Source organism: Nocardia sp. BSTN01, from assembly GCF_015354405.1.
In the GTDB taxonomy this organism is placed as follows: Bacteria; Actinomycetota; Actinomycetes; order Mycobacteriales; family Mycobacteriaceae; genus Nocardia.
On sequence record NZ_JADKYP010000016.1, the window covers coordinates 29,512 to 52,018 of the forward strand.

18 protein-coding genes are annotated in these 22,507 nt (G+C 69.5%); 9 read left to right on the top strand and 9 right to left on the bottom strand.

Going from position 1 to position 22,507, the window contains the following annotated elements; translation table 11 throughout:
* Positions 1-12: 12 nt before the first annotated feature.
* Complete coding sequence (locus IRT45_RS15605) at positions 13-945, bottom strand: PAC2 family protein (RefSeq protein WP_228534399.1); 933 nt, start codon at positions 943-945, stop codon at positions 13-15.
* A gap of 323 nt (positions 946-1,268) precedes the next feature.
* Between IRT45_RS15605 and IRT45_RS15610 the strand changes: the two genes are divergently transcribed.
* A complete protein-coding gene (locus tag IRT45_RS15610) occupies positions 1,269-1,982 on the top strand; it encodes a DUF5642 family protein (RefSeq protein ID WP_194806583.1) in 714 nt (237 codons plus the stop codon).
* An 875-nt stretch (positions 1,983-2,857) separates the two neighbouring features.
* Positions 2,858-4,210, top strand: a complete 1,353-nt coding sequence (locus IRT45_RS15615; protein ID WP_194806584.1) for a DUF4192 domain-containing protein — start codon at positions 2,858-2,860, stop codon at positions 4,208-4,210.
* A gap of 35 nt (positions 4,211-4,245) precedes the next feature.
* Here IRT45_RS15615 and galE read toward each other — a convergent pair whose 3' ends face one another.
* Entirely contained in the window at positions 4,246-5,226 is a 981-nt protein-coding gene (gene galE, locus IRT45_RS15620) for a UDP-glucose 4-epimerase GalE (RefSeq protein WP_194806585.1), read from the bottom strand.
* A gap of 3 nt (positions 5,227-5,229) precedes the next feature.
* Complete coding sequence (locus IRT45_RS15625; RefSeq protein ID WP_036503122.1) at positions 5,230-5,916, bottom strand: metal-dependent transcriptional regulator; 687 nt, start codon at positions 5,914-5,916, stop codon at positions 5,230-5,232.
* Positions 5,917-6,168: 252 nt separating this feature from the next.
* Between IRT45_RS15625 and IRT45_RS15630 the strand changes: the two genes are divergently transcribed.
* The 3 genes from IRT45_RS15630 to ppc all read left to right on the top strand — a co-directional run bounded on the left by IRT45_RS15630 (position 6,169) and on the right by ppc (position 12,960).
* Complete coding sequence (locus IRT45_RS15630) at positions 6,169-7,401, top strand: acetoin utilization protein AcuC (RefSeq protein ID WP_194806586.1); 1,233 nt, start codon at positions 6,169-6,171, stop codon at positions 7,399-7,401.
* Positions 7,394-10,093 carry a bifunctional GNAT family N-acetyltransferase/acetate--CoA ligase family protein gene (locus IRT45_RS15635; protein WP_194806587.1) on the top strand — a complete coding sequence of 900 codons (2,700 nt, stop codon included), beginning with the start codon at positions 7,394-7,396 and terminating at the stop codon, positions 10,091-10,093. The genes IRT45_RS15630 and IRT45_RS15635 overlap by 8 nt, the downstream gene beginning before the upstream one ends.
* 80 nt (positions 10,094-10,173) lie before the next feature.
* Positions 10,174-12,960, top strand: coding sequence for a phosphoenolpyruvate carboxylase (ppc, locus tag IRT45_RS15640; protein WP_194806588.1), 2,787 nt, complete (start codon positions 10,174-10,176; stop codon positions 12,958-12,960).
* Between the two features lie 186 nt (positions 12,961-13,146).
* Here ppc and IRT45_RS15645 read toward each other — a convergent pair whose 3' ends face one another.
* The 3 genes from IRT45_RS15645 to IRT45_RS36875 form a co-directional block, all read right to left on the bottom strand.
* Complete coding sequence (locus IRT45_RS15645; RefSeq protein WP_030517242.1) at positions 13,147-14,115, bottom strand: sigma-70 family RNA polymerase sigma factor; 969 nt, start codon at positions 14,113-14,115, stop codon at positions 13,147-13,149.
* A gap of 123 nt (positions 14,116-14,238) precedes the next feature.
* Positions 14,239-15,813 (bottom strand): methyltransferase, encoded by a 1,575-nt coding sequence (locus IRT45_RS15650; RefSeq protein ID WP_194806589.1) that lies wholly within the window; start codon positions 15,811-15,813, stop codon positions 14,239-14,241.
* A gap of 66 nt (positions 15,814-15,879) precedes the next feature.
* The gene (locus IRT45_RS36875) at positions 15,880-16,236 is read right to left on the bottom strand and encodes a DUF3099 domain-containing protein (RefSeq protein ID WP_309240994.1); all 357 of its coding nucleotides are present in this window, start codon (positions 16,234-16,236) and stop codon (positions 15,880-15,882) included.
* Positions 16,237-16,564: 328 nt separating this feature from the next.
* On the opposite strand from IRT45_RS36875, the gene IRT45_RS15660 reads away from it, so the two are divergent.
* Both IRT45_RS15660 and IRT45_RS15665 read left to right on the top strand, forming a co-directional pair.
* Entirely contained in the window at positions 16,565-16,798 is a 234-nt protein-coding gene (locus tag IRT45_RS15660) for a DUF3039 domain-containing protein (RefSeq protein WP_030517239.1), read from the top strand.
* Between the two features lie 123 nt (positions 16,799-16,921).
* The gene (locus IRT45_RS15665) at positions 16,922-17,164 is read left to right on the top strand and encodes a hypothetical protein (RefSeq protein WP_194806591.1); all 243 of its coding nucleotides are present in this window, start codon (positions 16,922-16,924) and stop codon (positions 17,162-17,164) included.
* A 61-nt stretch (positions 17,165-17,225) separates the two neighbouring features.
* On the opposite strand, the gene IRT45_RS15670 is transcribed toward IRT45_RS15665, so the two are convergent.
* Positions 17,226-18,425: a YihY/virulence factor BrkB family protein gene (locus IRT45_RS15670; protein ID WP_228534400.1), complete on the bottom strand. Its 1,200-nt coding sequence runs from the start codon at positions 18,423-18,425 to the stop codon at positions 17,226-17,228.
* A 182-nt stretch (positions 18,426-18,607) separates the two neighbouring features.
* On the opposite strand from IRT45_RS15670, the gene IRT45_RS15675 reads away from it, so the two are divergent.
* Positions 18,608-20,329, top strand: coding sequence for a DEAD/DEAH box helicase (locus IRT45_RS15675; protein ID WP_309240980.1), 1,722 nt, complete (start codon positions 18,608-18,610; stop codon positions 20,327-20,329).
* Positions 20,330-20,389: 60 nt separating this feature from the next.
* Here IRT45_RS15675 and IRT45_RS15680 read toward each other — a convergent pair whose 3' ends face one another.
* Positions 20,390-21,004, bottom strand: coding sequence for a TetR/AcrR family transcriptional regulator (locus IRT45_RS15680; protein ID WP_194806592.1), 615 nt, complete (start codon positions 21,002-21,004; stop codon positions 20,390-20,392).
* A 102-nt stretch (positions 21,005-21,106) separates the two neighbouring features.
* On the opposite strand from IRT45_RS15680, the gene IRT45_RS15685 reads away from it, so the two are divergent.
* On the top strand, positions 21,107-21,841 hold the full coding sequence (locus IRT45_RS15685) for an SDR family oxidoreductase (protein ID WP_194806593.1): 735 nt from the start codon (positions 21,107-21,109) through the stop codon (positions 21,839-21,841).
* A 74-nt stretch (positions 21,842-21,915) separates the two neighbouring features.
* Here the strand turns inward: IRT45_RS15685 and IRT45_RS15690 are convergent, their stop codons facing one another.
* Positions 21,916-22,506, bottom strand: coding sequence for an SWIM zinc finger family protein (locus IRT45_RS15690; RefSeq protein WP_194806594.1), 591 nt, complete (start codon positions 22,504-22,506; stop codon positions 21,916-21,918).
* Position 22,507: the final 1 nt, after the last annotated feature.

The window sequence follows — 22,507 nt, forward strand, 5'->3', positions numbered from 1 at the left end:
ATGGGGTGCGGGTCAGTCCCGGGGCTCGTCGCCGTCGCCGAATTCGGTCTGCTCGGCGAGGAAGCGCTCGAACTCCGCGCCCAGTTCCTCACCGGTCGGCAGGTCGGCCTCTCCGGCGAGCAGGCTGGAGCGGCGCTCCTGCGCGGTGACGAAGCTGTCGTACTGACGCTCGAGCGCCTGGACGACCGTCTCCACCTCGGCATTTCCGGCGATGTGCTCGTTGACCTGTTCGCGGACGCGGGCCGCGGCCTCACCGAGCGCCGCCAGCGGAAGTTCCAGGCCCGCGTTGTCGACGACGTTCTCCAGCAGTGTCTGCGCGGCCTCCGGATACGCGGTCTGCGCCAGATAGTGCGGGACGTGCACCGAGAATCCGATGGATTCGTGGCCGTGCTGTCCCATGCGGTACTCCAGCAGCGACGACGCGCTGCCCGGAACCTGCAGCTCGCCGGGCCAGCGCTGATGTTCACCGATCAGATCGCGGTCGCTGGCGTGGGCGGTGATACCCAGCGGCCGGGTATGCGGAATCGCCATCGGAATAGCGCTCAGGCCGATGCTGCGGCGCACACCGAGCTGTTCGGCCAGCAAGCGCACGGCCGTCACGAACTTCTCCCAGCGCAGATCCGGTTCGATGCCGGACAGCAGCAGGAACGGGGTGCCGGCGGTGTCGCGCAGCGCCCACAGGTTCAGTTCCGGATCGGCGTAGTCCGAGAAATGGTCGGTCTTGAAGGTCATCAGCGGCCGCCGCGAGCGATAGTCGAGCAATTCGTCGACGTCGAACGAGGCGACGAGCTCGGATTCGAGGCTTTCGCGCAGATGGGTCGTTGCCAGCCGTACCGCATGGCCGGCGTCGGTGAAACCTTCCAGGCCGTGCACCAGCACCGGACCCTCGCCGTCGGCCGAGGACAGCTGCGGAGCGGGGAACTCCAGCTCGTACATACTGCTCATTTGCCAAACTCCCTGGTCAAGCCCTGTCCGCCTCAGTCGTTTTCAGTAGTGGTCCGGTGTCGGATCTCACCACCTCGCCACCGTCCAGGGTACGCGCGGGGGTGTCGCGTACCGGTCGGCGTGCGGGGCGGTGACATCCGACGGAAACCGCCGGTCCACCGGGGGATGTAACCCCCGCAGAGTAGCGGTCGGGGAGCGTACCCGGCGGAGGTAGGCCACGCTCATGCCCTACCGGAGAACACAACTCCGGATCGGCGGCGGGTATTCCCGCCGGGTCGGCGTGGCAGATCGGCGGGGGCGGCGGCATCGGCCATAGTGGGGGAGTGAGCGTCCCGAATCCGCCGGCCTCGCGGAGGCGCCGCGGGTTCGGCCACACCGTCGGGTACGCGGCCTTGAGTTGTCTGCTCGCCGCGTGCGGTTCCACGGTGTCCGGGCATCCGACGGCGATGCGGCAGAGTGTGGTCACCCGGCATATCGACGGCGATCTGACGGCGATGCTGCCCGGCCAGGACCGATTCCCGGCGGGATATACGACCGTCGTCGCCTCCGGTGATCGCGCCGCGGCGGCGGCCGCGGATCTCACCGCGATTCCGCCGGGAGCGCAGATCGATCCGCCCGACTGCGCACCCGCCCCGCACGATTCCGCCGACATCGCGGCGACGGTCGGGACCGACGACCGGACCCGAGCCACGATCACCGTCGTGCTGAGCCGTACCGACGAGCCGTTGTCCGCTCTGGAAGACCAGCTTTCGCGCTGCACCACGGTGCATGCCCGGCACGGCGCGATCGATCGCACGATCACCACCCGGCTGCTGCCGCCCCCGCCGGTCGACGCCGACGACAGCGTGGCCTTCGGTCGCACGGTGACCGGTTCGCCGCCCGGCAGCGCCGCCGATCCGGCGCTGCGGACCCTGCTCGCCCAGATCGGCGACATCCGAATCGAAACCACGGCAATGACTTTCGCTGCCGCAGCGCCGGACACGACCGGCCTGGACCAGGTCTTCACGGCGGCGGTCGCCAAGGTCCGCACCCGCTGAAGCCTGTGGCGACTGAGCTCTCCCCGGCGCAACGGTAACAGCAGGCCCCGACATCCCCGCCCGGTTACACCGCGTGTCGGCACCGCGATCCCCAGTTTTCGACCGATTCCCCAGACGAAATAAAAGCCCAGCTCAGCCTGGCGGCTCGACGATGACGCACGGGCAGGGTGAAGGCCATGACCACACACACCGACCCCAGCCGGCGCAGCGCCGACCGCCCCGATGCCGTGCGAACGCCGTCGCCCTCGAGCACTGCGTCGCATCCCGACTCGGCTTCGCCGGAGCCGGACACGATACGAGTCGTGACCGCCCCCGGCACCCCGCCACTGCCCGAGTCGAAGGTGCGGGAGGGCGCAGCGGACCCAGACGGCTGCCCTGCGACCACAGGCCATGCGCGGACGGCAGGGCACGCCGGGCCGGAGGACACCGCCCCCGCCACCACAGGCCATGCGCGGAAGGTGGAGGCCTCGGCGGCCACGAAGGCGGTGGCGGACGAAGCCGCTACGGACAGTGAGTGCGGCGCGGCGTCGTCGCCTTCTTCGCGGCGCGTCGCCGCACGCGCGAACCGGATCTGTCGCTCACAGGCCGGGGTCACTCGCACGGTGGGCGGAACGACGGGCGCCGCGCCGACGGGACCAGTTCGGTTGCCCTGCGGCACAATTCGCAGGAGCGCATGCGTGGACGCGTCGCGCGACACGTGTCCCGCCACCCGATACGCGGCCGTGCGCGAATGCGAAGACGGCTGCGGCGACACGACGGGGCCGCAGCGGCGTCTGTGTTGTGGGTCCGACCAGGTGTTGCGGCCGCGTGCGGATATTCACGGAAGCGACAGCGGTGACCAGGAATACGGTGCTGCGCGCAACGCGGACGATAGGGTGGACACCGGTGGTGAAACGGCGAAACCGCTGCCACCGCAGGACGATACGCCGCCGAGACTCGCGGGGAGCGTAGCGGACGGGCCGATCGCCGGGCCGGGTTCGACACTGCCCGGCGGAGATTGCCTCGACAGCGAGTCCGAACCGGGTGTGTCCGGCCCGGGCGACGGCGACATCTCCGGCGACCGAGTCGGTGGTGCGGAGGGGCACCGCACGCGCGCAGAAGGCGTCGAACAGCTGTGGACGGCGACGGCGTTGACCATGAACGAACCGGCGGAGTTCATCGCGGCCGTGCCCGCACTCCTGGGATTTCGCCCGCAGCGTTCGCTGGTGGCGTGCCTGCTGCTGCGGTCGCAGAAGTATCCGGGCGCGGTCTATCTCGGCGCGGTGGCCCGGCACGATCTCGATGTGGCGGGTTGCGGGGCGTGGGTGCGGCTGGCCGCACAACTGGCCGCCATCTGCGGGCAGGAGCAAGCCGTCGGTGTGGTGGCGCTGATCGTCGACGATCGCGCGACGGCGCCGCGGACGGGGCGGGCCGGGCGGCGCGCGGCCCGCCATCGCGATCTGGTGCGGGTGCTCGATGGTGCGCTGCAGAGCCAGGACGTGCTTCTCGCCGAGGCATGGGCCGTGGGCGAGATCACCCCGGGCGCCGACTGGTGGAGCGTGCTCGATACCGACAGTGCCGGTACGCAAGCGGATCCGGCGGCCTCACCGGTCGCGCTCGCGCAGGTGCTCGACGGCCGTCCCATCCGGGGCTCGCGCACCGAGCTCACCGCCGCGGTGGCGGAGAACACGCCGCTGCGTGTCCAGGTCGACGCGGCGATCGGCAACGCCGCGGAGGCCGCCAGGCAGCGGTTCCGGCGCGCACTGCGTGCCGGGGAGCCGCGCTCCTACAGCCGCGCGGCCCTGGACATGGTGTTGTGGCAGATCAGTACGGTCGAATCGGGCGATGACCTCGATCCACGCGAACTCGCGGATCTGGCCGTCGCCGTGCGCGACACCGCGGTGCGCGATTCCCTGTTCGCGGTGGCACTGGGCGCGCACGCCGCGGCGGCCGAGGCACTGTGGTCTCGTGCCTGCCGCGGCCTCACCGGCCCGGACCGGGCCGAGCTGGCCACCCTCTTCGGCTACAGCGCCTATACCCGCGGCGACGGACCGCTGGCCGGTGTCGCGTTCGAGGCGGCGTTGCAGGCCGACCCGGCTCACCGCATCGCACGACTGCTGGATGCGGCGCTACGCACCGGCATGCGCCCCGAGGATGTGCGCAAACTCGCCGTCAGCGGCCGCGATATCGCCGCGGGTCTGGGTGTCGACCTCGTCATCACCGATCCCGGCGAACCGGAGTCGCGATGACAGCGACCCGATCAGGGGCCCGGAGGCCGCGCGTATCAGCGAGCGCTGTGCGCGCGGTCGCCGAGCGAGGTGAGGAATTCCCAGGCGTCGGAGACGATTTCGTCGAGATCGTTGTGTTCGGGCTGCCAGCCGAGTTCGTCGATCGCCTTCGCGCTCGACGCGATCAGCACCGCCGGATCACCGGCGCGCCGCGCCGCGTCCACCGCCGGAATCGGCCGGCCCACGACGCGCTCACAGGCCGAGATCACTTCGCGCACCGAGAAACCCGTACCGCTACCGAGATTGAAGATGCGATGTTCGCCGGGCCGCGACTGCGCCAATGCCAGTACATGCGCGCGGGCGAGATCACGAATGTGGATATAGTCACGCACTGCGGTGCCGTCCGGCGTCGGATAGTCGGTGCCGAATACGGAAATCGAATCCCGATGTCCCAGAGCCGTTTGCAGGATCAGCGGGATGAGATGGGTTTCCACCACGCGGTTCTCGCCGAGCCCTCCGTACGCGCCGGCGACGTTGAAATACCGCAAACTCGTGGCGGCCAGACCGTGCGCGACGGCGTACGAGGTGATCGCGTGGTCGATCGCGAGCTTGGAGGCACCGTAGGGGTTGGTCGGGCGGGGCGGCGCGGACTCGAGAATCGGAACCTGTTCCGGCTCACCGTAAACCGCCGCGGTCGAGGAGAACACCAGCCGCGGGGTCTGCGTGCGACGAATCGCCTCCAGCAGCGCCAGCGTCTTCACCACATTGCCGTACCAGTACTTCTCGGGCTGCTGCACCGATTCACCGACCAGCGACTGCGCCGCGAAATGCAGGACGCCGTCGAAGGATTCGGATTCGATCAGCTCCACGCCGGTGGTCGCGATATCCCCGTCGACGAATTTCGCCCCGGCCGGCACACCCTCCGCGTTGCCGGTGGACAGATCGTCGACCACCACGACCTCGTGGCCGTCCTGAACCAGTACCTGGGCGCAGACTCCGCCGACATATCCGGCACCGCCGGTCACCAGAAGTTTCATCCGTCAGGCCAGCCTGACCTGGACGGCGTGAGCCATCTCGTCGGACAGCTCGAAACCGACGTGCCCGGGCACCGAGATGATCACCACACCGGGCTTGGTCTCGACGGTCACGCGGGCGTCGGGAACCACCCCCGCCTCCCGCAGCTGACCTATCACGTCCGGATCGGCCTGAATATGTTCCGACAGCCGGCGCACCACGACCGCCGACACCTGTCCGGGCGGCAGATCGGAGAGCCGGACCAGGGTCTCCTCACCGGAATTGATGGAGTTGACGCCGAGTTCGTCCAGGCCGGGGATGGGGTTGCCGTAGGGCGAGGTGGTGGGGTGATTGAGCACCTCGAGCAGACGCAGTTCCACCTCCTCGCTCATCACGTGTTCCCAGCGGCAGGCTTCGGCGTGCACGTTCTGCCAGTCCAGCCCGATCACGTCGACCAGCAACCGTTCGGCCAGCCGGTGTTTGCGCATGACCGCCACGGCCATCGCGCGGCCCTTGTCGGTGAGTTCGAGGTGGCGGTCGCCGGCGACCATCAGCAGACCGTCGCGCTCCATCCGCGCGACCGTCTGACTCACCGTCGGGCCGCTCTGCTCGAGGCGCTCGGCGATACGCGCCCGCAACGGCACCACGCCCTCCTCCTCGAGGTCGTAGATGGTACGGAGATACATCTCCGTGGTGTCGACCAGATCCTTCACCTGTTACCCCTTCGTCGGCACGAATTCTACCCACGCCCGGCTGCACAATCGGCGTCAGCATATTTCGCACGTCCTGCGCGAACCTCGCCGATACCTGCGCGCGCGACCGGATGCGCGCGGGCGACAGGCGCGCCCGGTGTCGTCTTGCATTTCTACTGCATGACAACGACAACGCGGGTGGTCTGCTTCCCGTGTCCCCGCCGGTGCGAGCAACGCCACGGCGACGGGCCGCGGTGGACTAGCGTGACCGTTATGGCAGACGACGCCGCCGTGGTGTGGACCGACCGCTTCCTGGACTACACCTGGACCCCGGAACATCCGATGAAACCGGCCCGGCTCCGATTCACGATGGCGCTCGCGCGCAGTCTGGGTTTGCTGGACGGCATCGAAACCCTCGCACCCGGCCCGGCCGGTGACGGTGAGCTGCTGCGCATTCACACCGCCGCCTACCTCGAGGCCGTGCGCCACGCCGTTCCCGCCCCTCCGGGCACGACACCCCCGGCCGCACCTCCGCACGGGCTCGGTTCGATGGACAATCCCGTCTTCCCCCGTATGCACGAGGCGGCCTCGGTGATCGTCGGCGGAACCCTCGCCGCCGCCGCGGAAATCGCGGCGGGCCGCGCCCGGCGGGCGGTCAGCATCGGGGGCGGTATGCATCACGCGATGCCCGACGCGGCATCCGGGTTCTGCGTCTACAACGATGTGGCGGTGGCCATTTCGTGGCTACTGGACAACGGCTTCGACCGCATCGCCTACGTCGACGTCGACGTGCATCACGGCGACGGCGTGCAGCGTGCCTTCTACGACGATCCGCGCGTGCTGACAATCTCGCTGCATCAGCATCCGGCGACGTTGTGGCCCAACACCGGCTGGCCCGAGGAGATCGGCGCGGGCCCGGCGGAGGGCACCGCGATAAATCTCGCCATACTGCCCGGCACCCGGGATGCGCAGTGGCTGCGCGGTTTTCACGCCATCGTGCCCGGGGCGCTGGCGGCGTTCCGGCCGCAACTGGTGGTGAGTCAGTGCGGGGTCGACAGCCATCGCGAAGATCCCCTCGCCGACCTCGAACTCACCGTCGACGGCCAGCGCGCGGCGTTTCGTGCCATGCGTGAACTGGCGGACCGGTACGCCGAAGGGCGCTGGCTCGCGGTGGGCGGCGGCGGTTACGGACTGGTCCGCGTGGTGCCGCGAGCCTGGACCCACCTGCTGGCGACGGCGCTGGATCGCGAGATCGATCCGGGCACCGCCATTCCCGAGGACTGGCGTGAGCTGGTGCGCGGCTACGCCCCGACCGTGCCGGCGCCGACCACGATGGGCGACGGCGGCGACACCGCCTTCATCCCCTGGGAGGGGCCAGGCGGCGCGCTCGACACCGGCGACGCCCATCTCGACCGCGCACAACGCGCGATCGACACGTCGGTGCTCGCCACCCGCCGCGCGACCTACGGATTGCTGGGCCTGGACCCGGAGGACCCCCGTGACTGAATCATCCGCCCCCGCACCGGACGCCGAGAACACTCCCGCCGATCCGCCGCCGCCCCCGCAGCATTGGTTCGCCGATGTGCTCGCCGCCGACGGCGGGGTGGTCCGGCTGCGGCCGATCACCCCCGACGACGCGGAGCCGATGCAGGCCTTCCACGCGGCGTTGTCCGATCGGACCCGTTATCTGCGATATTTCGGCCCGTACCCGCGGATGACACCGAAGGATCTGTACCGCACCACCCACGTGGACTACCACAACCGGGTGGGGCTGGTCGTCGAACTGGGGTCGGTGATCATCGCGGTCGGCCGCTACGAACTGCTCACCGATCGCGAAGGTCCCCGCGCGGCGGAGGTGGCGTTCGTCGTCGCCGACGAACATCAGGGCCGCGGCCTGGGGTCGATCCTGCTCGAGCATCTGGCCGGTGCGGCCGCCGAGAACGATATCGACACCTTCGTCGCCGAGGTACTCGCCGAGAACCACACCATGGTCACGGTCTTCCGGGAGGCTGGATACCAGGTGCAGCGCAGCCGCGACGGATCCGTGCTGCACCTCGAATTCGCCATCGACCCCACCGAAGCGCTGCTGTCGGTGCGGGATTCGCGGGAGCGGGCCTCGGAGGCACGCAGTGTCGGCAATCTGCTGGCGCCGCGGTCGATCGCGGTCATCGGCGCCACCCCGGCGGCGAGCCGGGTCGGCGGGGCGGTGCTGGCGAATCTGCTGTCCGGCGTGTTCCAGGGCCCGGTGTACCCGGTGAATCCGAACCGGACCTCCGTGCGCGGTGTGCGCGCCTATCCGACCGTGCACGACATCCCCGACGAACTGGATCTGGCGGTGGTCGCCGTACCGGCCGAGGAGATCAAATCCGTTCTCGACGACTGTATGGCCAAGGGAGTCAAAGGCCTGCTCGTGCTGACCGCCGGATTCTCCGAAACCGGGCCGGCGGGCTTCCGCGCCGAGCGCGTTCTCGTCGACGCCGCGCGCGGCCACGGCATGCGCGTGGTGGGACCGAGTGCGCTCGGTATCGCCAACAGCGATCCGGCGGTCTCGCTGAACGCGACGCTCGCGCCGGTGCTGCCGGGCCGCGGCCGAGTCGGATTCTTCTGCCAGTCCGGGCCGCTGGGCGCGGCCATCCTGGCCGAGGCGGCGGCGCGCAAGCTCGGGCTGTCGACCTTCGTCTCGGCCGGCAATCGCGCCGACGTGTCGGGTAACGACCTGCTGCAGTACTGGGATACCGATCCCGACACCGACGTCGTGCTGCTGTATCTGGAGACCTTCGGCAATCCGCGCAAATTCTCCCGCATCGCCCGCCGGGTGGCCCGCACCAAACCGGTGGTGGCGGTGAGCAGCGGCCGCAACGCCGCCAACGTGCCGGTCAGCGGTCTGGAACGTTCCGTGGAGCGCGATCTGTTCGCCCAGGCCGGCATCGTGCAGGTCGATACGATCGCCGAACTGTTCGACTGTGCCATGCTGCTGGCCTACCAGCCGCTGCCGGACGGCCCGCGGCTCGCGGTGATCGGTAACAGCGCCGCCTTGGGCTGGCTGGCGGTGGACGCGGCGCGCGGGGAGGGACTGGAGGTCGGGGAGCCGATCCATCTCGGGCCGCAGGCCGAACCGGCCGACTACCTGACCGCCGTGGCGAGTGCGATGGATTCGGCCGAGGTCGACGCTGTCATCGTCATCTTCGCGCCGCCGGTGCCGGCGGCGGTCACCGCCTTCGCCGAGGCGATCCGGGCCGGCGCGCAGGATGCGGTCAAACCCGTGCTCACCACCTTCGTCGCCGATCACGGCATGCCGAATCTGCTCACCGTGCGCGGTGCCGGCGGCATCGTCGACCGCGGTTCCATCCCGTCCTACCCCGATCCGGAACGCGCGGCGCGAGCGCTGGCGCGGGTGCGGCGATACGCGGCGTGGCGGACCCGCCCGGCCTCCCTGGTCGTGCGCCCGGACGGCCTCGAGGTCGGGCGGGCGCGAGAACTGGTGGAGCAGTGGATGTCTCGCAGTCCCGACGGGGACTGGCTCGGCGATCTGGAGGCCGCGGAACTGCTCGCCTGCTACGGCATTCGCGTGGTGGAATTCCGGGAAGCACGTGATCCCGAGGCCGCCGTCGCGGCGGCCGCCGAACTGGGATATCCCGTCGCCGCCAAGGCCACGGGCGAAATGTGGCGCAGCCGACCGGATTTCACCGGTGTCCGCCTCGACCTGTGGCGCGACACCGCGGTCCGGCGCGCCCACACCGATCTGGCGGAACTGACCGGCAACGCGGTGGTCCACATCCAGAAGATGGCGACCAAGGGGGTGGGGTGCGTGCTGCGGGTGCAGGACGACCCGTCGTTCGGATCCGTCATCGGATTCGGTCTCTCCGGAACCATCATCGACCTGCTCGGCGACCGCGCCTACCGGGCATTGCCACTGACCCAGGCCGAGGCGGTCGAACTGATCGACGCCCCCCGCGCCGCCCCGCTGCTCGACGGACAGGCCGGATCGGGCCGCACCATCGGCGAACCGGTGGACAAGAAGGCGCTGGCCGCGCTGGCGCAACGCATTTCGGCGCTGTGCGACGATCTGCCGGAGGTACGGGAACTGTCGGTGGAACCGGTGCTGGCCTCACCGGAGGGCGCCGCGATCCTGTACGCGCGCGTGCGGATCGGCCCGGAACCGAGCCGCTTCGACAACGGTCCGCGCCGCCTGGTGTGAGGCGTTCGGTGCCCGGTCCGCCATACCGTGGTGACCAGCGCCACCGCGGCCGGTCCGCGGACATGGTCGATACTGGCCGTATGCGCGAAGATCAGATCGAGAGCGCTACGGCGCCCCTGCGGGACGATATCCGGTTTCTCGGCGCGATCCTGGGCGAGACGATCCGCGACCACGAGGGCCCCGAGGTGTTCGACCTCGTCGAACGGGTGCGGGTCGAGGCCTTCCGGGTGCGGCGTTCGGAAGTGGAGCGCAGCGCCGTCGCGGAGATGCTGCGCGATACCGACCTGCGGGTGGCGATACCGCTGATCCGGGCGTTCAGCCACTTCCTGCTGCTGGCCAACCTCGCCGAGGATCTGCAGCGCGACCGCCGTCGCGCGGTGCACGTCGCCGCCGGTGAGCCGCCGCAGGAATCCAGCCTGGCCGCGACGTATCGGGCGCTCGACCACGCTCGCGTCGACGGCGCGCTCGCCGCGGAGGTGCTCGAGGACGCGCTGGTCTCGCCGGTGATCACCGCCCATCCCACCGAGACGCGCCGCCGCACTGTCTTCGATGTTCAGGCCCGCATCACCGAACTGATGCGCCGGCGGGCCCGCTACCGCGAGGACGAACCCGAGTACGCCACCATCGACCACGACCTTCGCCGCCAGATCCTCACCCTGTGGCGCACCGCGCTGATCCGCCTCGCGCGGTTGCGGATCTCCGACGAGATCGAGGTCGGACTGCGCTACTACGACCTCACCTTGCTCGAGGTGATTCCGCGGATCAACGCCGAGGTGCGCCACGCGCTGCGGACCCGGTGGCCCGGACACGATCTGCTCGCCCGCCCGATCCTGCGGCCCGGTTCGTGGATCGGCGGCGACCGCGACGGCAACCCGAACGTGACCGGCGAGGTGGTCGAACGCGCCACCCGCCGGGCCGCCACCGTGATCTTCGGCCACTATCTGAAAGAGCTTGTCGCCCTGGAGAAGTCGCTGTCGCAGTCGATCCGGCTGGTCGCGATCACCCCGGAACTGTCCCGGCTGGCCGACGCCGCGGGCGACGATTCACCGCAGCGCGCCGACGAGCCGTATCGTCGCGCGATCCGTGGCATTCGCCTGCGCCTCGCCGCGTCCGCACAGCGTGCGCTCGGCTCGGCCGCCGAATTCCCCTCGGTGTTCGAGCTGTCCGGTGAGCAACTCGCCCGCGTCTCGCCGTACGAGGGCCCCGACCAGCTGCTGGACGACTTGAACACCGTCGACGCCTCCATGCGCGAATCGGGTGACGGCCTGCTGGCCGACGACCGCCTGGCCGCGCTGCGCGGGGCGGTGGAGACCTTCGGGTTCCATCTGCAGGGCTTGGACATGCGCCAGAACTCGGAGGTGCACGAACAGGTCGTGGCCGAACTGCTGGCCTGGTCGGGTGTGCACGCGGACTATCGCAGCCTGTCCGAACCGGAGCGCGTCGAGCTGCTCGCAGCCGAATTGAGTACGCGACGGCCACTGCTGGGCCCGCACGCTCGGCTCAGTGAACTCGCCACCAAGGAGCTGGGTGTGGTACGCGCGGCCCGCGCCGCGATCGACGCGCTGGGGCCCGATACCGTGCCGAACTACATCATCAGCATGTGCACCTCGGTGAGCGACATGCTCGAGGCGGCGCTGCTGCTGAAAGAGGCGGGAATTCTCGATCCCGGCGACGATCAGACCGCGCCGCACTCCCCGGTCGGGGTGGTTCCGCTGTTCGAGACGATCGACGATCTGCGCGGCGGTGCGGCGACGTTGGGCGCGGCACTGGAGGTTCCGGCCTATCGCCGCCTGGTGGCCGCCCGCGCGATGGCGCAGGAGGTGATGCTCGGCTATTCCGACTCCAACAAGGACGGCGGATATCTGGCGGCGAATTGGGCGTTGTACCGCGCCGAACTCGACCTGGTGGAAACCGCCCGCAAAACCGGAATCCGGTTGCGGCTGTTCCACGGTCGGGGCGGCACCGTCGGCCGCGGCGGCGGCCGCAGCTACGACGCGATCCTCGCCCAGCCGGCGGGCGCGGTGCGCGGTTCGCTGCGGCTGACCGAGCAGGGGGAGGTGATTTCCACCAAATACGCCGAATCCGGTTCCGCCCACCGCAATCTGGAATCGCTGGTCGCCGGCACACTGGAATCGTCGCTGCTGGATGTCGAAGGTCTGGGGTCCGGCGCCGAGGCGGCCTACGAGGTGTTCGAGGAGCTCGCGGACGCGGCGCGCGAGGCCTATGCGCGGCTGGTGCATCGGACGCCCGGCTTCGTCGACTACTTCCGGGCCTCCACACCCATCGCGGAGGTCGCCGACCTCAATCTCGGCAGCAGGCCCGCCTCGCGCAAACCCACCAGTTCGGTATCGGATCTGCGGGCGATTCCCTGGGTGATGGCGTGGAGCCAGTCACGGGTGATGCTGCCGGGCTGGTACGGCACCGGCAGCGCCATCCAGGAGTGGGCCGGTACCGACTCCGAGCGCTGGCAGACGCTGCGCGACCTGTACCGGCGCTGGCCGTTCTTCCGCACCGTGATGTCCAATCTGGCGCAGGTGATGGCCAAGGCGGATATGGATATCGCCGCCAGTTATGCCGGGCTGGTCGAGGATGCGACGTTGCGCACCACCATCTTCGGCATGATCCGCGACGAGTTCGACCGCACGGTGCAAGTGCATGCGGCGATCACCGGTAGCGATCAGTTGCTGTCGGACAATCCGGCCCTGGCCGAATCCATCCGCAACCGCTTCCCATATCTGGAACCGTTGAACCAGATGCAGGTGGACCTGTTGCGGCGCAGGCGCGCCGGGGACGAATCGGAATTGGTCGAGCGCGGCATCCTGCTCACCATGAACGGCCTGGCGACGGCCCTGCGCAACTCGGGCTAGCCGCGCAATTCGAGGTCGCGGCAACGGGATTCGCGACGGGCGAATCGATACAGCACGCCGGCCGACGGATGTGCCCCGGAGGGGGAAGGGCACACCGGCGTCGGCCGGCGCAGCGGAGGTGACCACGCTATCCGGTCACCGGGATGGTGCTGGGCCGGATTCCGGGCGGCCCAGCGTCTGTGTGACCTAGCTGGCGTAGGCGCGCAGGCGGTCTGCCCGCTCACCCTTGCGGAGCTTGGCCATGACTTCGCGCTCGATCTGGCGCACGCGTTCACGCGAGAGACCGAACAGCTTGCCGATCTGGTCGAGGGTGCGCGGCTGGCCGTCGTCGAGGCCGAAGCGCAGCCGGATGACCTGCTGTTCGCGCTCGTCGAGGGTGGCCAGCACGCTGCGCACATCGCGGTGCATGAGCCCGGCGATGACGGCGCTCTCGGCGGAGGTCGCCTCCGAATCCTCGATGAAGTCGCCCAGCGGGGCTTCCTCGTCGTTGCCGACCGGCATGTCCAGGCTCACCGGGTCGCGGCTGTGGTCGAGCAGATCGGCGATCTTCTCCACCGGAATACCCGACTCGGCCGACAGTTCCTCGTCACTGGCTTCGCGGCCGAGCTGCTGATGCAGCTCGCGCTTGATCCGGGCCAGCTTGTTGACCTGTTCCACCAGATGCACGGGAAGGCGGATGGTGCGGCTCTGATCGGCCATACCGCGGGTGATGGCCTGCCGGATCCACCAGGTGGCGTAGGTGGAGAACTTGAAACCCTTGGCGTAGTCGAACTTCTCCATCGCGCGGATCAGACCCAGGTTGCCTTCCTGGATCAGATCCAGCAGCGGCATACCGCGGCCGGTGTAGCGCTTGGCCAGCGATACGACCAGGCGGAGGTTGGCCTCCAACAGATGCTGACGGGCGGCTTGACCGTCGCGGACCAGGATCGCCAGGTCCCGCTTGCGGGTCGCCGAGAGCCGCTTACCGGTCTCCAACAGGTGTTGGGCATAGAGGCCCGCCTCGATGCGCTTGGCCAACTCGACCTCGTCGGCGGCCGTCAGCAGCGCGGTCTTGCCGATCCCGTTCAGGTACACACGTACCAGGTCGGCTGCCGGGCTCTGGGCGTCGAGGTCCGAATCGATGGCGCGCACTCCAGTGGTGGCGGGGCTTGTCATGACTTGCCTCCTGTCGGTGGTGTCTCACTCCGAACAACGGACCCGACACTGGGAAAGTTCCCCGCCTTGGCGCCGATAAACCGTGCTGAGCTGCGGCTTTCACATCCTCCGTCTGAGAAGTTCTTAAGAAGGGAACTCCGAGGATACGGGGGTGCGCGCGGCGTCGGCCGGGGTCGCGTCGAGTTCGTCCGGTGTGATCAGTCCGTGCCGGACCAGTCCGGTGACCGCCGACAACGCCTCGGATCGGAATTTCGGCGTGGCGGTGGTTCCGGTGTGGCCGATTGCGAGCAATTCGACCAGTTCTTCCAACGGCAGTCCGTCGGGCCGCATTCCCGCGAGCAACGCCGCCAGAGTGTCGTCGATCTCGTGCTGCCAGCGGGGGCCGTCACCGCGATGCAGCCGGACCACGCGCTCCTGCCAGCCCTCGGCCCCCGGCAGCAGGACGCGTTCGAGTGCGGTCGCGGCGTCGACGGTGAATCGCGCCCGCCAGGCGACCTCGTTGTCCGCCACAACCGTCCGCAGCCACGCCGAACGGCGGAAGTAGGCCGGCGCCTCCGCGCCGAGCGGGTCGTCGAAACCGTGGGTGAGATCCTCGGCGAGCACCTCGGTGGGCCCGTCGATCGCGCGCAGATAGACGAAGCCGAAGCCGATGCCTTCGACCTGCGCCGTGTCGAAGGCGGCCAGCCACTGCTCGGCCCGCCGCTGGGCCTCGGGATCGCGCGGATCCAGTCCCGCATCGCGCAGCCAGGTACCGACATACAGCGCCGGATCGGCCACATCGCGCTGCACGATCCACGCGTCGACCCCATGATCGGGCAGCCAGCTCGCCACCCGGCTCCGCCAGTCGGCATCGCCGGCGTGCACCCAGGAGGCGAGCATCGCGGCGGTGCCGCCCGCATTCAGCAGATCGGGCGCCTGCGAGACGACCAGTTCGCTGGCGCCGTCGAGCGCCAGGCCCGAATCGCGGTAGGTGTGCTCGATCCGGGCCGGCCCGACGACGAACGGGGGATTGGCCACGACCTGATCGAAGCGGCGTCCGGCGACCGGCTCGAACCACGAGCCCTCGACGAACTCGATGTCGAGGCCGTTGAGCGCGGCGGTCGCCTCGGCCAGCCACAGCGCGCGGCCGCTGACATCGGTGCCGGTCACCGTGCGGGCATAGCCCGCGGCGTGCACCGCCTGCACACCGCAGCCGGTGCCGAGATCCAGCACGGATCCGACGGGATCGGTCGGCGTCGCGCGCAGCAGCGACAGCGACGCCTGGCCCACGCCCAGGACGTGGTCGGCGCTGAGGGTGCGCCGCCGCATCGAGTCGTCGAGATCCGACAGCACCCAGCGGGTGCCCGATCCCAGATCCACGGGCCGTAGGTCCAGCGCGGCGCGGATCGAGTCGCCGTCGCGCTCGAGCAGACCCGCGGCGGCGGCCCGGTCGATGTCGAGCGGGGCGAAGGCCGCGGCCACCTCCCGTTCGGGCAGGGCGTCGCCGAGCAGCAGCAGCCGGATCAGCGTGCCGAGCTCACCGGCGTCGCGCGCGGCCCGGCGCACCGGGACCGGTTCGGAGCGTCCGAGGGCGGCGTGAGCGTCGGCGCCGATGGCCTCGAGCACGGTGTCGGCGTCGTAACGGACCCGGGTCAGCGCGGCGCGCAGCGCGGGGGCGAGGGCGGTGAGCAGGGAGGTGGTGGTCCGGTCGGCAGGCACACGAGAACTCTGCCACCTGGTACGGAGTGCCGTGCTCGCCGGGGCCGGGCAGGTCGCCCGTGTCGTTCAGCCGTCGATGGAGCGATGCTGTCCCGATTCGAGCGCTTTCGCCGCGCGGCGGTCGTCCCAGCGGCTGGGCTCGTCCTTGCTGCGCGGTGGCCGGTCGTTCGCGATGAGTACGGCGATCCAGGGCAGCGGGATGGACACGCCGATGATGGCCAGCGAGATCAGCGCATTGCTCCACAGGCCGTACGCGGCCGCCGCCAGTACGAGGCAGGGAATGCGGAAACCCATCAGGATCATGTAGCGCTTCACGCGGGCGCGGTGCTGCTGGTCCAGTGAGGGCGCGGCCTCGGTGATCAATACCGGATGCTTGTCCTCACCGGGGAAATAGCCGGTCGAGGCACGGGTGGGGCGGGGGATCGAACCGGGTGGCCGGCGTTCGAACGTCGCGCCCGAAGGCCGTGGATCGTCCGGCGCCGCCGAGATGTCCGGAGCCTCCGCGGAGACGCCGGGTTCGGCCGCGCGTGCCTCGTCGCGCTCCGAACCGACCCGTCCCGGGCCCGACGTCCGGGTCTCGGGCGGTAGGTCGGAGGAGTCGCCGTCACGCTGCATACGTCGAGTCTTCCACTCCGCATGATCGAATGCACACGCGCCCGCCACCGCGCAAGCACCGTCGAACGGCGGGTTGTCCGATGAGGTTGGCGACACCCGCTCACCACCCTCGCGCACCGATGGCAGAATCGATGGGGTGAGCACCGACACCCTGGTTCGTCCGGATACGACCACCGACGAGACGACCGACAGCGATACTCCCAAATTCTTCCACTACGTGAAGAAGGACAAGATCGCCGAAAGTGCCGTCATGGGCACCCATGTGGTGGCGCTGTGCGGCGAAGTGTTCCCCGTGACGCGCTCGGCCAAGCCAGGCTCGCCGGTCTGCCCGGACTGCAAACGCATCTACGAAATGATGAAGAAGGACTGAACTCGGAGGACGGATCGAGCGGCCGTTCCGGGCCGTCTCGTCCGTTTGCGCCCACGCCCGCCTCGCTTGTGTGATCATTGTTCTCTTCGGTGAGAACGATATTCCGCGAGGTGGGCAGTACATGTGTATCGCGACGTTCCGGTGGTTTCGCACGGTCTCGTGCCGGACGTCGTGCGCTACACCTATCCGTGCCCGGAGCAGACGGCCGTGCAGTTGTACGCGGTAGTCGGCGGCGGCCACACCTGGCCGGGCACCGCGTCGGTGATCTCGCCGGAACCGCTGGTCGGCCGCACCACGACCGCGATCAGCGCGAACCGGATCACTTGGGACTTCTTCCGCGACCATCCGCTGCCCGTCGGGAAGTGAGGCACATGCCGACCGGGGCGACGATGGTCCGCATGCCCGGCGCCGGTTCGATCGTCGCCGGTTATCCGGTGGGGCGGATCCGGCCCTGGTCGAGAACCGACGGTGGACGGGTGTCGGCGCGGTAGGCGGAACCACCGGCCGGGTCGTCGGGCCGGACGTCCTGAAGCGGGCCGTCCGAGTGGTGCGGATCCGCGGCTTCAAGGTCATCGGACCGAGTCCGGCGCCGATCCGCGGGCGGTTCACCGTCTGTCCGCGCGGTCTCGCCCTCGTCGTCGCGGCCGTCGTGCCCGTGCTTGCGCCGGGCCCACCACTGTTTGAACTGTTCGAACCGGGTGGCCCGGGCCGGCCAGAACTCCTGCACGGTGGCATTGAACTCCGCACCCAGAATGACCGCGAACGCCAGGAAGAACGTGAAGAGCAGGAAGGCGATCGGTGTCGCCAGCGCCCCGTAGCTGACGCCGGCCCGCGCCGCGTAGGTCAGATAGCGGCGCAGGATGTCGCTGGCCGCCATGAAGAAGATGCCCGCCACCAGCGCCCCGCCGAAGAGCCGATGCCACGGCAGCGACCGGTGCAGCGCCAGTTTGTACAACGTGGTCAGGCCGACGATGAGCAGCAGCCCGGCCGCCGGATAGTAGAAGGTGTCGATCAGGCGCAGCCCGGGTTCGCGCCAGTCCGGTGGCAGCGTACGCCCGATCAGGGTCGGGCCCAAGGCCACCAGCGGTAGCACGAATACGGCCGCCACCAGGAACAGCAGATACAACCCGAGCGCGAAGATCCGCTGCCAGACCGGATGGCGGGCATCGGCCTGTCCGTGCGCGGCGACGATGGAGTCGACGAAGGTCGCCATGGCCGAGGATCCCGCCCACAGCGACAGCACGAAACCCACCGACACCACCGCGCCGCGTCCGCGCTGGAGCACGTCGCGCACGGTCGGCGCGATCATCTCGTCGACGACGTTGGCGCTGAACAGGTTGCGGCTGAAGCTGACGATCTTGCCCTCGACGATATGGACGGTGTCGGGGCCGAACAGTCCGCCGACGTAACCGATACTGCCCAGCAGTCCGAGCAGCAGTGGCGCCAGCGACAGCGTCTGCCAGAACGCCGCGGCGGCCGATTTGGCGAAGATCGAATCTCCCCATGCCTTCTCTGCGACTCGCGCGATCACCTGCCAGATCCGCCGCAGTGCGGCCACGACTCGACCGCGCAGCCGCTGCCAGGAGCGCGCTGCGCCGGACGTCGAGGCCGGTCGGTCGGAACACATCGTGAGTACAGCATTGCCCACCGAGGGCGCCACGGCAGCAACGGGCTGCGAACGTGTCGTCAGTGTTCTGCCGCACAGGTCCGCCGTGATCTGCGAGGTGAGCCGTGCCGTCGCGGGATTCGCGGCAGATCACGTGGTGTCGAATTGGCTAGGTGTCGGTGCCGGTCGCTACTGTCTGTCGAGTGACTTCGGGTGGTGGCGGTTCGTTACGAGCATGGCAGCGCAGAGCACTCACCAGATATCTGACGACCAAACCACGTGACTTCCTGGCTGTGGCGACGCCCGGCGCGGGTAAGACCACGTTCGCGTTGCGGCTGGCGACCGAGCTGCTCACCGACCGCACCGTCGACCAGGTCACCGTGGTCGCGCCCACCGAACACCTCAAGCATCAGTGGTCGGCGGCGGCGGCGCGGCTCGGCATCCAGCTGGATTCGAACTTCTCCAACAGCACGGGCGGTACCTCCGGCGACTTCCATGGCGTCGTGGTCACCTACGCCCAGGTCGCCTCGCATCCGTTCAAGCACCGGGTGCGGACCGAGAACCGCCGGACCCTGGTGATTCTCGACGAGATCCACCATGCGGGTGACGCCAAGAGCTGGGGCGATGCGGTGGCCGAGGCGTTCGGTGACGCCACCCGCCGCCTGGCGCTGACCGGTACGCCCTTCCGCAGCGACGATTCGCAGATTCCGTTCGTCAACTACGAACCGGACGAATCCGGTTTCCCGCGGTCTAGTGCCGACTACACCTACGGCTATTCCGAGGCTCTCGCCGACGGCGTGGTCCGGCCGGTGGTCTTCCTCGCCTATTCCGGTGAGGCGCAGTGGCGTGACAGCGCGGGTGAGGAGTATTCCGCCCGGCTGGGTGAACCGCTGAGCGCCGAACAGACCGCGCGCGCGTGGCGTACCGCCCTCGACCCGGCCGGCGACTGGATGTCGAAGGTGCTGACCGCCGCCGACACCCGGTTGCGGCAGCTGCGCGCCACCGGCATGCCCGATGCGGGCGGCCTGGTGATCGCGACCGATCAGGAGAAGGCCCGCGACTACGCCGAACTGCTGGAACATATTTCGGGCAGCAAACCGGCCGTGGTCCTCTCCGACGACCCCACCTCCTCCCAGCGGATCGGGGAGTTCAGCAGCAACACTGACCCGTGGATGGTCGCCGTGCGCATGGTGTCCGAAGGCGTGGACGTGCCGCGTCTGGCCGTCGGTGTCTATGCCACCAGCGCTTCGACCCCGTTGTATTTCGCCCAGGCCATCGGGCGTTTCGTGCGTGCGCGCCGGACGGGGGAGACCGCGAGTGTCTTCCTGCCGTCGGTGCCGGTGCTGCTCGATCTGGCCGCCCAGCTCGAAGTGCAGCGCGACCACGTCATCGGCAAACCGCATCGGGAGAAGAACGCTCTCGACGACGAGCTGCTGATCGACGCCAACAAGCAGAAGGACGAGCCGGGCGAGGAGGAACGCGCCTTCGTCGCGCTGGCGGCCGACGCCGAACTGGATCAGGTGATCTACGACGGCGATTCGTTCGGTACCGCGACCTTCTCCGGCAGCGACGAGGAGGCCGACTACCTCGGCATTCCGGGCCTGCTGGACGCCGACCAGATGCGGGCCCTGCTGCGCGACCGCCAGACTCGCCAGATCCGCGAACGCAGCGCCGCCGTCTCGGTGGCCGAGGCGCCCGACGCCGGGCCCTCCGCGGCGGCCGCGGCCGAGCGCGTCGCGACCGCCGACCGGCTGGGGGAGTTGCGGCGCGAGCTCAACTCGCTGGTCGCCATGCATCATCACCGCACCGGGAAACCGCACGGGGTGATCCACGGCGAGTTGCGGCGCGAATGCGGCGGACCGCCGACGGCACTGGCGACCGCCGATCAGTTGTCCCAGCGCATCGCGGCGTTGCGGCGCATGTAGCCGTCGCCGGGACGCTGCGGCGAAAAGCCTTGGTCCGCAGCATTTTCGGTAGCCGGCGCGTCAGCCCTGTTCGGCGGGCACGGGTTCCGGCCAGGCCTGCAGTGCCCGGTCGATGGTCCGGGCGAGCCGATGCAGGTCCGTCCCGTCACTGGCCTGCACCGACAGTCCGAACAGCACGGCGGTGTAGAAGTCGGCGAGACCCTCGATATCGGCATCGGCCCGCAGATCGCCGTCGTGGATGCCGCGGTCGAGTCGCTGCCGCACCGCTTCGGTGGTGTGGCGGCGGCACTCGGCGAGCAGATCGCGGACGGCGCCGTGGCGAGGCCCCGCCGTAGTGCCGGCGACCACCACCAGGCATCCGCGCGGCGTGGCGGGGTCACAGTAGGCGGCGGCGTTGTCGCGCAGCATCGCCTCGACGGCCGCGCGAGCGGTCGGCGCGGTCTCGAGAGCCCGGGCGGTGTACCCGCCCTCGGTGCGCCCGTAGAGCTCGACGGCCTCGCGGAACAGCTGCTCCTTACATCCGAAGGCGGCGTAGAGGCTAGGGGAATTGATGCCCATCGCGGACGTCAGATCGCTCATCGCGGCGCCCTCGTAGCCGTGTGCCCAGAACACCTCCATCGCGCGCCGCAGCGCGATGTCACGATCGAATCCGCGCGGTCGTCCGCGTTCGGCCATCGAATCCTCTTTCTGTGTCGATCACTAAATATATCTCTTGACGACCGCCGGTTAGACCTGCTTGTCTATTTCTGTATTGATCGACACAGAATTGGAGTGCAGATGAGCGAGTCGACCGTGGCTCTCGTGACCGGAGGCAGCCGGGGCATCGGTGCAGCGATCGCGCGGCGGCTGGCCGCCGACGGTGTGGACGTGGCGCTGACCTACCGCGGCGGCGCCGACGCGGCCGAGGCGGTGGCCGCCGATATCCGTGCCCTCGGGCGGCGCGCGATCGCGGTGCGCGCCGACAGTGCCGACGCCGGGCAGGTCGCCGCGGCGGTCCATCGCACCGCCGCGGAACTGGGCGGGGTCGACATCCTGGTCAACAACGCGGGCATCTTCCCCGCCAAGCCGTTCACCGATTTCACCGTCGCCGAGATCGACGAGGCGCTGCACATCCACGCCCGGGCGGCTTTCGTGGCGGCGCAGGCCGCACTCGCGTACATGGGCCGCGGCGGGCGCATCATCAGCATCGGCTCGAATCTGTCCGAGCGCGCGCTGTTCGAGGGGCTGACGCTCTACAACCTGAGCAAATCCGCACTCAACGGATTCACCCGTGCCCTCGCCCGGGAACTGGGCCCACGCGGAATCACGGTCAACCTCGTCCAGCCGGGCTCCACCGACACCGACATGAATCCGGCCGCGTCCTCGCACGCCGAGAACCAGTTGCGGCATTCGGCGCTCGGCCGCTTCGGCGAGGCCGACGACGTCGCGGGTGTCGTCGCCTTCCTCGCCGGTCCGTCCGGCGCCCGGCTCACCGGCGCGACCCTCACCGTCGACGGCGGTACCAACGCCTGAAGTCCCGTCGTGCGGGCCGCGCCGTACGGGCCCGCACGACGGCGACCACCCGAGCCTTGCGGCAGTAGCGCCGCCTAACCGGCAGAGTGTCGTCGCACCGGCTCATCCGGCACCATGCCGGTGAAAAATGTTGCGGGGTCGAGGGAATCGAGAGGGGTCCACCGCGCGGGCGGGGCGTCCGCGCCTGCGCTCTCCGGTGCGCCACCGGACCGGTAGCCCTGCAGTTCCAAGGACAGCCAAGGGTTTTCGTCCACCGCCCGGGCGAGGGCGTAGCAGGCCGCCAGCAGATGCAGGCACCGTGGATTGCGGGCCGAACACGAGCAGTCGGTCGCGCCGAGCCGCGGTATCGGTGCCACGCCGGCGGCGGTGAGGACGGCGTGCACCTCGTCGGTGAGCTGGACCAGGTGCGCGGGGATGTGCTCGGCCATGGCGTTCACCACGGACGCCGGCAGCGGTGCGATTTCCAGCGATGTCACCGATGCCTGCCCGCCGCGGTGGATATGCGCCGAGACCGTCGTGCCGTCGACATCCAGGCGGACGCCGCCGTTGCGGGCGATACTGCGGGCCCGGGGCAGCAGCGGCTCGGGACGTGCGGTCCGGATCGGCTCGGCCAGCCGCACCCAGCCCATACCCCACGGCGTGTAGCCGAATTCGTTGTCGGGCATG